The sequence below is a fragment of the Streptomyces sp. NPDC046759 genome, from assembly GCF_040645475.1.
Taxonomy (GTDB): domain Bacteria; phylum Actinomycetota; class Actinomycetes; order Streptomycetales; family Streptomycetaceae; genus Streptomyces.
Genome location: NZ_JBEYYJ010000006.1, coordinates 138,235 through 151,939, shown reverse-complemented (window position 1 = coordinate 151,939; position 13,705 = coordinate 138,235). Strand labels below are relative to the sequence as shown.

Annotated in this window: 9 protein-coding genes and 1 pseudogene; 6 read left to right on the top strand and 4 right to left on the bottom strand. The window is 71.4% G+C overall.

Annotated features, from left to right (window positions below):
• Nucleotides 1–20 precede the first annotated feature (20 nt).
• The 3 genes from drmA to drmC are packed head-to-tail and all read left to right on the top strand — an operon-like array spanning nt 21 to nt 6,312.
• Nucleotides 21–3,644, top strand: a complete 3,624-nt coding sequence (drmA, locus tag ABZ919_RS10725) for a DISARM system helicase DrmA (protein WP_361245304.1) — start codon at nt 21–23, stop codon at nt 3,642–3,644.
• Nucleotides 3,641–5,500 carry a DUF1998 domain-containing protein gene (locus ABZ919_RS10720; protein WP_361245301.1) on the top strand — a complete coding sequence of 620 codons (1,860 nt, stop codon included), beginning with the start codon at nt 3,641–3,643 and terminating at the stop codon, nt 5,498–5,500. Before drmA ends, ABZ919_RS10720 begins: the two co-directional genes overlap by 4 nt.
• Nucleotides 5,395–6,312 (top strand): DISARM system phospholipase D-like protein DrmC, encoded by a 918-nt coding sequence (gene drmC, locus ABZ919_RS10715; protein WP_361245298.1) that lies wholly within the window; start codon nt 5,395–5,397, stop codon nt 6,310–6,312. Before ABZ919_RS10720 ends, drmC begins: the two co-directional genes overlap by 106 nt.
• Before the next feature lie 275 nt (nt 6,313–6,587).
• Here the strand turns inward: drmC and ABZ919_RS10710 are convergent, their stop codons facing one another.
• On the bottom strand, nt 6,588–6,935 hold the full coding sequence (locus tag ABZ919_RS10710) for a DoxX family protein (protein WP_361245295.1): 348 nt from the start codon (nt 6,933–6,935) through the stop codon (nt 6,588–6,590).
• Nucleotides 6,936–7,041: 106 nt separating this feature from the next.
• Between ABZ919_RS10710 and ABZ919_RS10705 the strand changes: the two genes are divergently transcribed.
• The gene (locus ABZ919_RS10705) at nt 7,042–7,731 is read left to right on the top strand and encodes a hypothetical protein (RefSeq protein WP_361245292.1); all 690 of its coding nucleotides are present in this window, start codon (nt 7,042–7,044) and stop codon (nt 7,729–7,731) included.
• A 67-nt stretch (nt 7,732–7,798) separates the two neighbouring features.
• Here the strand turns inward: ABZ919_RS10705 and aspS are convergent, their stop codons facing one another.
• Nucleotides 7,799–9,562, bottom strand: coding sequence for an aspartate--tRNA ligase (gene aspS, locus ABZ919_RS10700; protein ID WP_361245289.1), 1,764 nt, complete (start codon nt 9,560–9,562; stop codon nt 7,799–7,801).
• 233 nt (nt 9,563–9,795) lie between these two features.
• Between aspS and ABZ919_RS10695 the strand changes: the two are divergent.
• Nucleotides 9,796–11,309 (top strand): annotated as a pseudogene (locus ABZ919_RS10695) (SpoIIE family protein phosphatase).
• Here ABZ919_RS10695 and ABZ919_RS10690 read toward each other — a convergent pair.
• Nucleotides 11,222–12,325: an AI-2E family transporter gene (locus ABZ919_RS10690; RefSeq protein WP_361245286.1), complete on the bottom strand. Its 1,104-nt coding sequence runs from the start codon at nt 12,323–12,325 to the stop codon at nt 11,222–11,224. The pseudogene ABZ919_RS10695 and the gene ABZ919_RS10690 overlap by 88 nt on opposite strands.
• Nucleotides 12,326–12,615: 290 nt before the next feature.
• Here ABZ919_RS10690 and ABZ919_RS10685 point away from each other — a divergent pair, with 290 nt between their 5' ends.
• On the top strand, nt 12,616–13,251 hold the full coding sequence (locus tag ABZ919_RS10685; protein ID WP_361245283.1) for a MerR family transcriptional regulator: 636 nt from the start codon (nt 12,616–12,618) through the stop codon (nt 13,249–13,251).
• Between the two features lie 123 nt (nt 13,252–13,374).
• Here ABZ919_RS10685 and ABZ919_RS10680 read toward each other — a convergent pair whose 3' ends face one another.
• Nucleotides 13,375–13,614: a hypothetical protein gene (locus ABZ919_RS10680; protein ID WP_361245280.1), complete on the bottom strand. Its 240-nt coding sequence runs from the start codon at nt 13,612–13,614 to the stop codon at nt 13,375–13,377.
• Between the last annotated feature and the right edge of the window lie 91 nt (nt 13,615–13,705).

Genomic DNA, 13,705 nt, shown 5'->3' with positions numbered 1-13,705 from the left:
ACGCCCTTAATCTGGCCCCCGTGACCCAGCAACCTCTCGCCAGTCCGGGTTCCGAGCCGGACACCGCCTCCGGTGGGGCGGCGCTGTCCAAGCCCACCCCGCAGCAACTGCGTGACCGGCTCGCCGAGCTGGTCGTGCGCGACCTCCTGGGACCCACCGGGGACGAGCCGGAGGAGCTGGCGGGCAATCCCCTGGACCACTACATCATCGGGCGGCTGGCGCCCGGCGGTGTGCGGGACGAGGAAGGCGCGCCCCTGCGGACGGTCGGCAAGGTGGTCGAGCCCGAGACCCTCGACGAGCCGGGCATGGCTCCCGAGCAGGAGCCGGAGGCCGGGGACCCCGACCCGTCCGCGCCCACCATGCCGAGTCTGCATCCATCGACGCTGGGTCTGACCTTCCGCGTGGACAGCCAGGTCCAAGAGCTGACGGTCGACTGTGCCTGGGCGCGGTACGAGCGCGGGGACTCGAAGATCGAAGGGAACCCGAAGCGGGTCTATCACCGTGTGCCGTGCTCGGGCACGGTCACGGTGAAACTGGTGGAGGGACGGCTGGCCGCGCAGCCGGTGCACGTCCGGGACTTCCCGCACATCGTGGTGCGCGGGAGGGCCCGCATGCACGAGGGATCGTGGCTGGTGTCCCTCTTCCTGGTCAACGGGCAGGAGAACAAGCCCGGTTCGACCCACTGGATGTTCCAGGCGTCGATGACCGTGGCGGGAGCCCCGGACACCGCCCCCTTCCTGCCGCGCCGTACCGCTGAGCCGCCCGGGGGCAACCAGGACGAACGGCGCGCCCTCGCCATGACGTACCGGTTCCACCCCGAGTTCGCCGTCGGCCACGGCACCGGCGTGCACGCCGAGACCGACCCGGTGGACCCCCGGCGCGCGGTCAGCGTCTCCACCACGGCCACACCCTCGTACGAGATTCCGCACACGGACGTACCTGACCCGCGGAACGACCCGCGCGACGAGGACCTGCCGGAGCTCACAGACCTCGTACTGGACATGAGCGAGCTGAGCAGGCTGGAGGCCGCTCCGCTGCGCGCCGCCCTGCTTCCCCTGGTGGAGGGCTACCGGTCCTGGATCGAGCGGCAGAAGCAGTCGGTGGACGACCCGGCCGCCGGCCTCGACGCCTACCGCGCGGAGGCCAGGGAGAACATGCGCCTGGCGAGCCGGGCCGCCGACCGCATCCAGGCCGGCATCGACCTGCTGCGTGACGATCCCGACGCGCTCGACGCCTTCCGCTTCGCCAACCGCGCCATGTGGCACCAGCGGATCCACACCATCGCCGCGGGCGATCGGCGGCGGTCCCCGTCGACGTCGCTGGAGGAAGCGGTCCAGGCGGTCGACAAGCCGGAGAACCGGAGCTGGCGTCCCTTCCAGCTGGCCTTCCTGCTCCTCAACCTGCCCTCGCTCGCCGACCCCGCCCACCCGGAGCGCGCCGACGACAGCAGCGCGCTGGCCGACCTGCTGTGGTTCCCCACCGGTGGCGGCAAGACCGAGGCGTATCTCGGCCTGACCGCCTTCACCCTCGCCATACGGCGGCGCAAGCCCCATCTCGGTGGCCTCGACGCCGAACACGGTGTCGCCGTGATCATGCGGTACACCCTGCGGCTGCTCACCATCCAGCAGTTCCAGCGCGCCACGGCGCTGATCTGCGCCTGCGAGGTGATCCGCCGCGAGGACGAAGGCCGCTGGGGCCGCAACCCGTTCCGCATCGGGCTGTGGGTGGGTGGCAGGGTCACCCCCAACACCACCGAGCAGGCCTCCGACTGGGTCAAGGAACGCAAACGGGACAAGGGGTTCGGTGGCTTCGGCCGGACGGGCTCGCCCCACCAGCTCACCAGCTGCCCCTGGTGCGGTTCGAAGATGGAGGCGGGCCGGGACATCACCGTCGAGCCCACGCTCCGCCGGACGCTCATCACCTGCCCCGACGTCTTCGAGTGCCCCTTCGGCGTGAGCGCCTTCGGGCTGCCGGCCGACGAACGGGGCCTGCCGATCCTCGTGGTGGACGAGGAGATCTACCGTCACCCGCCCGGTCTCGTCATCGCCACCGTCGACAAGTTCGCGCAGCTGCCCTGGAAGGGGGAGACCCAGGCGCTGTTCGGCCAGGTCTCCCGGCTCTGCACCCGGCACGGATACGTCACGCCGTCCGCGGTGGACGCGGACTGGGAGTCCTCCAGCCACCCCGCGGCCAACGGGCATCCTGCCGCCTCCACCATCGACGTCACGCGCGTGCGCCCGCCGGATCTGATCGTCCAGGACGAGCTGCATCTCATCTCCGGCCCGCTCGGCTCCCTCACCGGGCTGTACGAGACCGCCGTGGACCGGCTCTCCACCTGGGAGCCCGAACACGGCCGCCCCGTGCGCCCGAAGGTCATCGCCTCGACAGCCACCGTGCGCCGCGCCGACCGGCAGATCCACGACCTGTTCGCCCGCAGAACGGCCGTCTTCCCGCCGTCGGGGTTGAGCGCCGACGACACGTTCTTCGCCCGGCGCCGGGACACCGGCACCACCCCCGGCCGCCGCTACGTGGGGATCTGTGCGCAGGGAGTGCGGACCAAGTCCGTGGCGATCAGGGTGTTCGTCGCCCAGCTCGCCGCCGCCCAGCACCTGTACGAGACGTACGGGGCGAGCGACCTAACCGACCCGTACATGACCCTGGTCGGCTACTTCAACAGCCTGCGCGACCTCGGTGGCATGCGACGGCTCGTGGAGGACGACGTGTCGGCCAGGCTCCTCAGGGCCGACCGCCGGGGACTCGCCGCACGGCGGATCGGTGAACCGGCCGAGCTGACCAGCCGCATGGCCTCCGACGCCATCCCCGACATCCTGGCCAAGCTCGACATCACCTTCGGCCGACGGCCCAAGGGATCGCCCCGGCCCATCGACGTCCTGCTCGCCACCAACATGATCGCCGTCGGTGTGGACGTCTCCCGGCTCGGCGTCATGGTCGTCAACAACCAGCCCAAGTCGACCGCCGAGTACATCCAGGCCACCAGCCGCGTCGGCCGCCGGTCGCCCGGCCTGGTCTTCACCGTTCTCAACTGGGCCCGCCCGCGCGACCTTTCGCACTACGAGACCTTCGAGTCCTTCCACGCCACCATTTACCAGCACGTCGAGGCGCTGTCCGTCACCCCGTTCGCGGACCGCGCCGTCGACCGAGGTCTGACTGGCGTCCTGGCCTCCCTGGTGCGCAACCTCAAGCCCGACTACAACCCCAACCGCGGCGCCCAGTGGGTCGACCGGCGCGGTGAAGTCGTCAGTCATGCCGTGCGGTCCCTTGAGCTGCGCGCCAAGGACGTCACGGAGGTGCAGCACACGATCAATGACGTACGCACCCGGCTCGACGCACGGCTCGACTACTGGGAGCAGAAGCGCAAGGCACCGGGTGCGGTCCTCGGCTACCGGGCGGCGCGACGCCAGGGCGATGTCGCCCCGCTCCTCCTGGAACCGGACAGCGGCCCCTGGCGGCTCATGACCTGCCCGACGTCCCTGCGCGAGGTGGAGCCTCCCATCCGGCTGATCTTCACCGACCCGGCGGGCCACGAACCCGAGGACGAACCTCCCTACGTGCCGCGTCAACAGGCCGACGACGGAGCCCCGGCCGTGGAAGCGGACCCCACAGATCCCATGGAGACGACATGACCGGCCCCGCCACCGCAGCACTCCGCGTGGGCGAGCTCCGTCCCAGCCAGCTCCTCCACACCTACGGCATCGGGGCCGTCACCGACCTGCCCAACCTGTCGACCATGGTCATGGGCCTCGACGCCTGGGACCCGGTGCGCGCCCGCGTGCTGACCGAGGACCGCCTGCTCGCCGCCGTCCGCCGCCGGCTGGGCGGCCAGGTCGCCGCCTTGCGCACCCCGCCTCACCTGCCGGAGAACCCCGCCGACCCCTACGGCGACTGGACCAGGACCGGCGTACCGGTCGGACTGTTCCCCCGCTGGCTGCGCTGCTCACGCGAGCGGTGCAACCAGCTGGCCCCCGCCTCGGGAGGACTCTTCCAGCTCCGACCGAACCTCTACCGACCGGAGAAGACCAAGTACGTCCACGTCAACTGCGGCGGCGCCGGCAAAGGCCAGCCCACCGCGCTGCCCGCCCGCTTCCTCGTCGCCTGTCCCGACGGGCACATGGACGACTTCCCCTGGGTCTACTTCGTCCACCGCGGCGCGACCTCGTGCGAGGGGAACACCCTCAGCCTGACCGAGTCCGGCACCACCGGCGAAGCCGCCAACGTCTTCGTACGGTGCACCTGCGGGGTTCCGCCGCGCTCCATGGCCGACGCCCTGGGCCAGGCCGGCGAGCGGAACCTGCCCGCCTGCCGGGGCCACCACCCGCACCTCGGGACGTTCAAGCAGGGCGGGTGTTCCGAGCAGGTCCGCACGATGGTGCTGGGCGCCACCAACAGTTGGTTCGCTTCCCAGCTGCGCGTGTTCAGCATTCCGCGCGCTGAGGAGCCGCTCGTCCAGGCAGTCAGGGAACATTGGAGCCTGCTGTCCCCACTGGCCGCCGTCCCCGCGGATGCAGCGAAAATGCTGCTGCCCACACAGGCGTGCTGGCCTGAGTTGGAACAGTACGGAGCGGACGCCGTGTGGGCCGCCGTCACCAAGGAAGCGCAGACGGCCGCTGCTGAGCAGAGCGACGAGGAAGAGGAGTTCGACCTCATCACGCCCGAGTGGCGTGCCTTCACCCACTCTCAGGACCACTCACTGCCGGACTTCACCACCGTCCGCGAACGGCGGGTGCCCCACGGCACGTCCGACTGGCTCGACAGCGTCGTCCTCGTCCACCGGCTCCGCGAAGTGTCGGCACTCACCGGATTCACCCGCATAGAGGCTCCCGAATGGCTGCCGGAGGACGACGGGCGCACCCGCAAGGTGGCCCCGCTCAGTCGCAATCCCTCCACCTGGGTGCCCTGTGCGGAGCTACGTGGCGAGGGCGTTTTCCTTGCACTCAAGGAGCATCAGCTCGCGAAGTGGGAGACACAGGACGCCGTACGTGCTCGCGAAGAGATCCTGAAGTCTGCGCACTCGGACTGGTGCGCGGCCCGACGGGTCGAACCCCGCTGGCCCGGCATCAGGTACGTCCTTCTGCACACGCTGGCGCACGTTCTCATCCGTCAGTTCGCTCTGGAGTGCGGCTATGGGGCCTCCGGCATAGCGGAACGCATCTACGCGCGCTCCGGGCCGGACCCCATGTCCGGGATCCTGCTCTACACCGCCGCGCCAGACAGCGAGGGGACCCTGGGCGGACTCGTCTCGCTCGGCCGGGGTGACCGGTTGGGGCCGGCCATCGCCCAGGCCCTTGAAGAAGCCAGACTGTGCAGCTCCGACCCGATGTGCGCGGAACACGATCCGCGCATCCACGCGCGGCTGCACGGAGCGGCCTGCCACGCGTGCCTGTTCTCCGCCGAGACCTCGTGCGAGCGGGGCAACCACTTCCTGGACCGGGCTCTGCTGGTGGAGACGCTGGCGGACGACAAGTGTGCGTTCAGGCCGTGAGCCGACCGACAGGGCAGGGTGCGCACGGACCGGACGGGCCGTCTACTAGGGCAGACGTGCCCGCGGCCCGAGGCGCTGCGCCCTCGCGCCGTCTTCCCCGGCTGCTGGCCGCCCTCTGTGATCGCCTACCCGAGGACCGTATCGCCGTCGTGGAGCAGGTCCTGAGGGCGGCCACCGGCCCCGGTGACGCCTCGCTGGCCCGCTTCATCGCGGCGCAGTCCGCCGCCGGCCTGGCCCAGCAGCTCTCGGAGATCCTCCGCGTGTGGCGCTCCGAGCTCCCGGACACAACCGGGGTGGGACTCGCGCTGGCCCTCGCCACCGCCCGTTCCATTCCCCGGCCGAGGCCTGCCCAGGTCACGGTGAGCGGACCGGTGAGTGCCTCCATATCGGCACGGCTGACGAGTGGAGTCGCTGTGGAGGTCGTCCGCTCGGCGCGCACCTCGCTGCTCATAGCCAGCTTCGCCGCGCACGGCGCTCGGAGCGTCGTAGCAGAGATAGGGCGCGCGGTCGGCCGAGGAGTCCGCGTGGACCTCCTGCTCGAAGAGTCCACTCAGGCGGCGGCGGCATTCGCTGCGCTTCCCGACGCTGTGCACGTATATCATCGGGTGGGGTCGTCGGGCGTCCTGCATGCCAAGCTGATCGCCGCCGACCGGCACACGGCGCTGCTGGGCAGCGCCAACCTCACTGATCGTGCCTTGTCCGACAACATTGAGCTCGGTGTGGTGCTGCGTGATCCACACCTTGTGGAGCCGCTCGTGGATCATTTCCGCTGGCTTCTGGCCCCTGAGAGCAAGGTCATGCGGCCCGCGTGAGCCCACCGCTCCCAGGCCCTGATCATGCTCAGCCGGCTGACAAAACCCTGGCGCCGGTCGTCATCACCAATGCCGCCAGCAGGCTACTCGCCGCCGTATCCAATCCGGCGGCGGTCGGCATCAGCGTCCAGTTCACGGTTGCCTCGGTTTGCTTCGAGTTGGCTCCATTGTGCGCGTTGACTGGGTTGCCGCTGCCGCCGACCGAGCCCGCCGTCGCCGCTGAGCAGCTCGGCGAGCTTGCCGCCAGACGGGAACAATTTCTCGGTCGTCTCCGGTCACCCGGCATGTCCGAGGACGAGCGCGCCGACCACCGGGGCGGCGTAGACGAGCGGGAACGGGATGTGCGAGTACCGCCGCGCCCGTGCCACGGTGACGACGGCCCCGAGGAAGTACACCACCAGCCCGATACCGGCCGGCACCCCGATCACCGGCACGAACAGCCCGGCCACCAGCCCCACGGCCCCGGCGGTCTTGGCCAGCCCGAGCAGGGTCCACCAGCTGCTCGGCACCGAGTAGTCGGTGAGGGCCTTCACGATCCACTCGGCCCGCATGAGCAGCACGGTGCCGGAGAACCCGGCCATCAGCGCGGCGAGCAGGGTGACGACGACGTGGGCGATGTGCATGACGACTCCCGGAGGGACGCGATCGGACGCGGACACCCCTCTGACACCCGAGCGGACGGGCGTGTGACAGCAAGCCGCAGAAAATCTCTGGCAAAGTACCGATGTCGTGAACCTCCCCGAACCCCATCGGCGGCTCCTCGCCGATGTCGTCGCGGCCGGCGGCCCCTATGGGCTGGTCCTCGCCGGCGGCTATGCCCTGCAGGCCCACGGGCTGCTGCAACGGCCGCATGCCAACCTGGACTTCGCGACCGAGAGTCCCGAGTCCGTCGAGCGGATCGCCCACGGCCTCGGCGCCGCGCTGGAGGCCCGCGGGCGGCAGGTCCGGATCGGGCCGGACGCCGCGCTCACCGCGCAGTTGACGGTCGCCGACCCGCCGACCGGTGAGCCCTGTGCGCTCGCGCTGCACAAGGAGGCCTTCTGGCAGGCACCGGAGCTGACCGGGTACGGGCCGGCCCTCTCGCTCGAAGACGCCGTCGGGACGAAGATCCGGGCGCTGTACGACCGGGGCGCGGCCGTCGATCTGATCGACGCACGGGCCGCCGCCGCCCGGTTCTCGCTGCCGGGCCTCGAGGAACTGGGCCGCAGGCACGCCCACGACCCGTTCGACCTGCCGACCCTGCAGTCCCGGCTGACGGGCACCGACTTCTACTCCGACAGGGACTTCGTGCGGTACGGCCTGGACGAGGCCGGGGTCCTCGCCCTGCGCGCCTGGGCCCAGCAGTGGTCCGACGACATCGCCGAACGGCTGCTGGAGGACGGCGCCTGCCCGGACATGGACACGGGGGACGAGGAGTGAACGGTGAAGGCCCGGAAAACCCCGCCGAGGGGTTCCTGGCCTTCACCGTGCGGCGGGCCGGGCCCGGCTACTTCGGCTGCGGCTTCCTGATGTTCAGGTGCAGCTCGCGCAGGCGGGACTCCTCCAGCTCGGTCGGGGCGCCCATCATCAGGTCCTGGGCGTTGCCGTTGAGCGGGAAGGCGATCGTCTCGCGGATGTTGGGCTCGTCCGCGAGGAGCATGACGATGCGGTCCACGCCGGGGGCGATGCCGCCGTGCGGCGGGGCGCCGAAGCGGAAGGCGCGCAGCATGCCGGCGAACTTCTCCTCGACGGTCTCCCGGTCGTAGCCGGCGATCTCGAAGGCCTTGAGCATGATGTCCGGCTCGTGGTTCCGGATGGCGCCGGAGGACAGCTCGACGCCGTTGCAGACGATGTCGTACTGCCAGCCCAGGATGTCCAGCGGGTCCTGGGTCTGAAGGGCCTCGAGGCCGCCCTGTGGCATCGAGAAGGGGTTGTGCGAGAAGTCGATCGCGCCGGTCTCCTCGTCCTTCTCGTACATCGGGAAGTCGACGATCCAGCAGAAGCGGAAGACGTTCTCCTCGAAGTGGCCGGCGCGCTTGGCGGCCTCGACCCGCACCGCACCCATGATCTTGGAGACCTCGTCGAACTCGCCCGCGCCGAAGAAGATCGCGTGGCCGGGGGCCAGGGAGAGGCGCTTGGTCAGCTCCGCGACGTTCTCCTCGGTGAGGAACTTCGCGATCGGGCCGGACAGCGCGCCGTCCTCACCGACGCGGACCCAGGCCAGGCCCTTCGCGCCGAGGGAGATCGCGAACTCGCCGAGCTGGTCGAAGAACTTGCGCGGCTGGTCCTGGACCGCCGGCACCGGCAGCGCACGCACGTGCTTGCCGGCGAACGCCTTGAACTCCGAGCCCTCGAAGACGTCGGTGATGTCCACCAGCTCCAGCTGGGCGCGCAGGTCCGGCTTGTCGGAGCCGTACTTCAGCATCGCCTCACGGAACGGGATCCGCGGGAAGGGGGACGTGACATGGCGGCCGTTGCCGAACTCCTCGAACAGCTCGGTCATGAGCTTCTCGACCGGCTGGAAGACGTCCTCCTGCTCGACGAAGCTCATCTCGACGTCGAGCTGGTAGAACTCGCCCGGCGAGCGGTCGGCGCGGGCGTCCTCGTCGCGGAAGCAGGGCGCGATCTGGAAGTAGCGGTCGAAGCCCGAGATCATCAGCAGCTGCTTGAACTGCTGCGGGGCCTGCGGGAGGGCGTAGAACTTGCCCGGGTGCAGGCGCGACGGCACCACGAAGTCACGGGCGCCCTCGGGGGAGGTGGCGGACAGGATCGGGGTCGCCATCTCGTTGAAGCCCAGCGCCGTCATCTTGTGCCGGATCGCCGAGATGACCGCCGTACGCAGCAAGATGTTGCGGTGCATGCGCTCGCGGCGCAGGTCCAGGAAGCGGTACTCCAGGCGCCGCTCCTCGTTGACCCCGTCCTCGGCGTTGATCGTGAACGGCAGCGGGGCGGCGGCGCCCAGCAGCTCGACCTCGGCCACCTCGACCTCGACCTCACCGGTGGGCAGGTCGGGGTTGATGTTCTCGGTTCCACGTGAAACAACGCGGCCGTCGACGCGGACGGTGGACTCCTTGGAGATCTTGTCCAGGGCCTCGTACGCGGGCGTGCCGGGGCGGGCGACCAGCTGCGTGATGCCGTAGTGATCGCGCAGATCGATGAAGAGGATGCCGCCCAGGTCGCGCCGATTGTGCAGCCAGCCACTCAGCCGGACGTCGGTGCCGACGTCAGAGGCGCGGAGCTGGCCGCAGGTGTGGGACCTGTACCGATGCATCGTCGTTCATCGTCCTTCGTGTGTGAGGTCTGCGGGGATGCTCTCCCCGGCCAGAACGGGCACGGGGCCCGGACCCATCAAGGGTACCGGGCACCCCAAGATCGGCTCCCCCTCATTACCGCCGCCCACCCGGCAGCGGCACCGAATCTTCGGCGATACCTCCAACTGAGGTGAGATCTCATCAGACCTACTTACAGTGGCACCTACCATTCACAGCTCCATAAAGTAGGGCAATGCGCACATGCGAGCCCCTCCCGTCCGTCGGGGACGTCCTCGCCGCCCTCGCGACCGGGGTGTGGCGCTGGGACACGGCCGCAGGTCTGGTCACCGTGGACGCGGAGGCGGCGCGGCTGCTCGGGCTGCCCGCGGAGCCGGCCACCCTCACCCAGGCGCAGACCCGGGCCCGGTTGCACCCGGAGGACTGGAACGAGATCACCGGGGTCGTGCCGCTGGCGGTCGACGAGGGCACGCTCGCCGAGGTGCGCATCCGGATCATGGACGAGCAGGGGAACGTCCTGCGGGTCGTCCGCAGCCGTTCGTTCGAAGCCGTCCTTCGATCCCGAGCGGCGGACCTACGAGCTGATCGGCATCCTCCAGGAGGTCACCGAGCCGACCCCCGGCACACGGGCCGCCCGCAGCGCGGTCACCGGCGACTGGCGGCGCTCGCGGGAAGCGTTCCTGCTGGACGCGGGCCGGGCGCTGGCGGAGGCGCGGTCCACGGCCGAGGTCCTGCGCGTGGCCGGCGGACTGTCGATGCCGGGATTCTCCCCGGACGGGCTCGTGGTGTTCGGGGTGGAGGGCGAGCGGCTCACGATCACCGGCCAGCACGGGCACCAGCCCCGCGACATGGGCCCCTTCTCGACCATGATGCTGGATCGCCCGTGCCGGGCACCCGCACCCGGCGATCCGGATGGCCGACGGCACGGTCCTGATGCGGCCGACGGCGGGCGGGCTGCCGCTGGGCGTCGACCCGGACGCGGACTATCCGACGACCCGGTTCACCCTGGAGCCCGGCGAGACGCTCATGCTCTGCACGGACGGCCTCATCGAGACCGGTGGGCACGACATGGAGAGCGGCTGGCGCCGGCTGCGCTCGATCCTGGAGGACCACGGCGGGGACGGCGGGGACGACGGCGTCGAGCTGGAGTCGCTGGCCGACGCGCTGGTGCAGGGCGTGCACGGGCCGTCCTCCCACCACACCACCGGCCCGCTGGCCGACCGGCGTGAGGACGACATCGCACTGCTGCTGCTGTCCCGGCCGCTGGAGGGCACGGCACGGCCCATGATCCGGCGCACCCTGCTGTCGGTGGCGCAGGACGAGCCGGACCGGATCACCGAGGCCCGCCGGCACCTGCGCGAGCTGCTGCACGACTGGGCCGACGACGAGCAGGTCGACTCGGCGGTGCTGCTGGTCTCCGAGATGGTCACCAACGTCCTCGTCCACACCGACGCCGACGCACTGCTGCTCGCCGAGGTGACCGGCGAGGCGGGGGCGCGCCGGGTGCGGGCGGAGGTCACCGACGCGGGCGACGACCTGCCGCACCGGCGCCGGCCCGGCGAACTAGCCTCCTCCGGCCGCGGTCTGATGCTGATCGAGCTGCTCGCCGACGCCTGGGGGGTGAGCCCGAGGGGCGAGGGCAAGAGCATCTGGTTCGAGCTCTACGAGTCGCAGGGCGCGTCGGGGGAGGCGTCGGCCGACGACCCGGGCGCCGCGCCGGAGGACGGCACGTCGGAGGGCGCCGCGTAACGCGTCCGCAGTTCCTGTGCGACACCGAAGGCAGCCGCGGTCAGCGGGACGGCGAGCAGCATCCCGAGGATGCCCGCGACGGACGCCCCGGCGGCGATGGCGAGCATGACCACGGCCGGGTGCATCTGCACGGTCCGGCTCTGGATCACGGGCTGCAGCACATGCCCCTCCAGCACCTGTACGGCGAGGACGACCCCGAGCGCCCACAGCCCGATGACGAACCCGCGGTCGGCGAGCGCGACCAGCACGGCCACCGCGCCGGAGATGAAGGCGCCGAGGTAGGGGATGTAGGCGCCGACGAAGACCAGCGCGCCGAGTCCGGCCGCGCCGGGCACCTGGAGGATCAGCAGGCCGACGGTGATGCAGACGGCGTCGATGAGCGCGATCAGGGTCGTACCGCGCATGAACCCCTCGACCGCCGCGAACGCGCGCCGCGCGACGGCTTCCAGGGTGTCGGCGGTGTCGCCGGGCGCGACGGAGCGCAGGGTCTCCACGGCCCGGTGCGAGTCGCGCAGGAAGAAGAAGACCAGCAGCAGCGCGAGGACGGCCATCGCGACGCCCTCACCGGCGACGCTGACCCCGCTGATGACGTTGGACGCGGCCGTGCCTCCGAACCTGCTCAGCAGCTTGCGCGAGTTGGCGGCGAGGTCGTCCAGGCCGGTGCCGGCGGCCCCGAAGTGCACCGAGACGCTCTTGGCGGCGTCCCGCAGCGAGGCGACGATCTGGTCGCCGGTGTCGACGAGCGCGGCGACGACGATGTACACGGCGCCGCCGACCACGGCCACGACGGCGACACAGGTGAGGCCGGCCGCCAACGAGGCCTGCACCCCGGCCCGCACCAGCCGCCGGTGCAGCGGGCCGAGCAGCGCGGTGCCGAGCAGCGCCAGCAGCACCGGTGTGACGGCGGTACGGAACTCCCCGCACAGCGTCACCCCGACCCAGCCCACCCCGGCGACGAGCAGCAGCACGGCGCACCAGGCGGCAACGCGTCGGACGGGGTCGGGCAGCAGCTGCACGCGTCCAGCGGATCACGGGCCCGGCCGGGCTGTCCTGCGTGGGCGACCCGGCCGGGTGACGGCGGCCGGCGACCCCGGCGTGGTCGTCCGCAGCGGTCGCCGTGCCGGCGGTGCCGGCGAAGGGGGAGCGGCAGTCGCCGTCGGTGCCGGCCGGCGCGCCCGCCGGTCCGGGTGTCCAGCCCTTGGGCGGGAGGCGTCGGCCGGTCTGGGGGCCGGCACACCGTGGCGCCGTGACGGCCGGGTCGGTGCGGTGCGGACACCGGTGACGGCGCGGCTCGTATTCTCGCCCCATGCGTATCGGAGAGCTGGCGCAGCACTCGGGAGTCCCGGTTGCAACGATCAAGTACTACTCGCGCGAGGGTCTGCTGCCCCCCGGTGAGCGCACCAGCCCCAACCAGGTCCGGTACGGCGACGCCCATGTCCGCAGGCTCAAGGTGATCCGGGCGATGCTCGAGGTCGGCGGGATGTCGGTGTCCGGCGTCGGGCAGGTGCTGGCCCAGGTCGACGCCCCGGACCGCACCGTCGAGGGCATGCTCGGCGCCACCCGGTCCGCCGTCGGCAGGACCGCCGCGGAGCGGGGCACCCCGCAGGACCGTGAGCGGGCCGAGGCGGACGTGGCCGAGCTGGTGCGCCGGCACGGCTGGAGGGCCCGGCCGGAGAACCCCGGCTGGGCCGCTCTGGTCCAGATCGTCGTGACGTACCGGGACCTGGACCGGGAGGACCTGCTGACGCTGCTCGACGAGTACGCGTCGGCGGCCGGCCGGCTCGCCGGCGCCGAGCTGGCCGCCGTGGCACGGGTGCCGACCGCGGACGGCAAGATCGAGGCCGTGGTCCTGGGGACGGTGCTGGGCGACGCCGCGATGGCCGCGCTGCGCCGCGTCGCCCAGGAGGACGCCTCGGCCCGGATGGTGACGCCGGCATCGTGAGGCGGCGCGATCCCCGGCCCTCGTCGAGGTACCGGGATCAAGCGGCGGACCGAACGCGTCAGCGGCCGCCTCCTGGCGAGGCGACCGCCCACGGTGGGGGCGGTCGGGCCGGTCCGAGCGGCCTCAGCCCTTGACGCCGCCGAGGAGACCCTGCAGGACACAGCCGAGGCCGAGGAGGCCGCAGTGGGTGTCCGTGTCACCGGTCCCGGTGCCGGTACCGGTCGCTGCGGGGACCGCGGCCGCGCTCTGCGGTGCGGCGGCTGTCCGCACCTGGGCCTGGGCGGGTGCGGCCAGCGCGATGCCGCCGGCGGTGAGGAGGATGCCTGCCGCTGCGCACGCCATGGTGCTGCGGATACTTCTCATGGAGGACTCCTGAACTGATGTGGGGGAGCGTGGCCACCGGGAGCGACCGCTCGTGCGCGGCACGTGATCCACGCACTAGCGACGCTAGGGG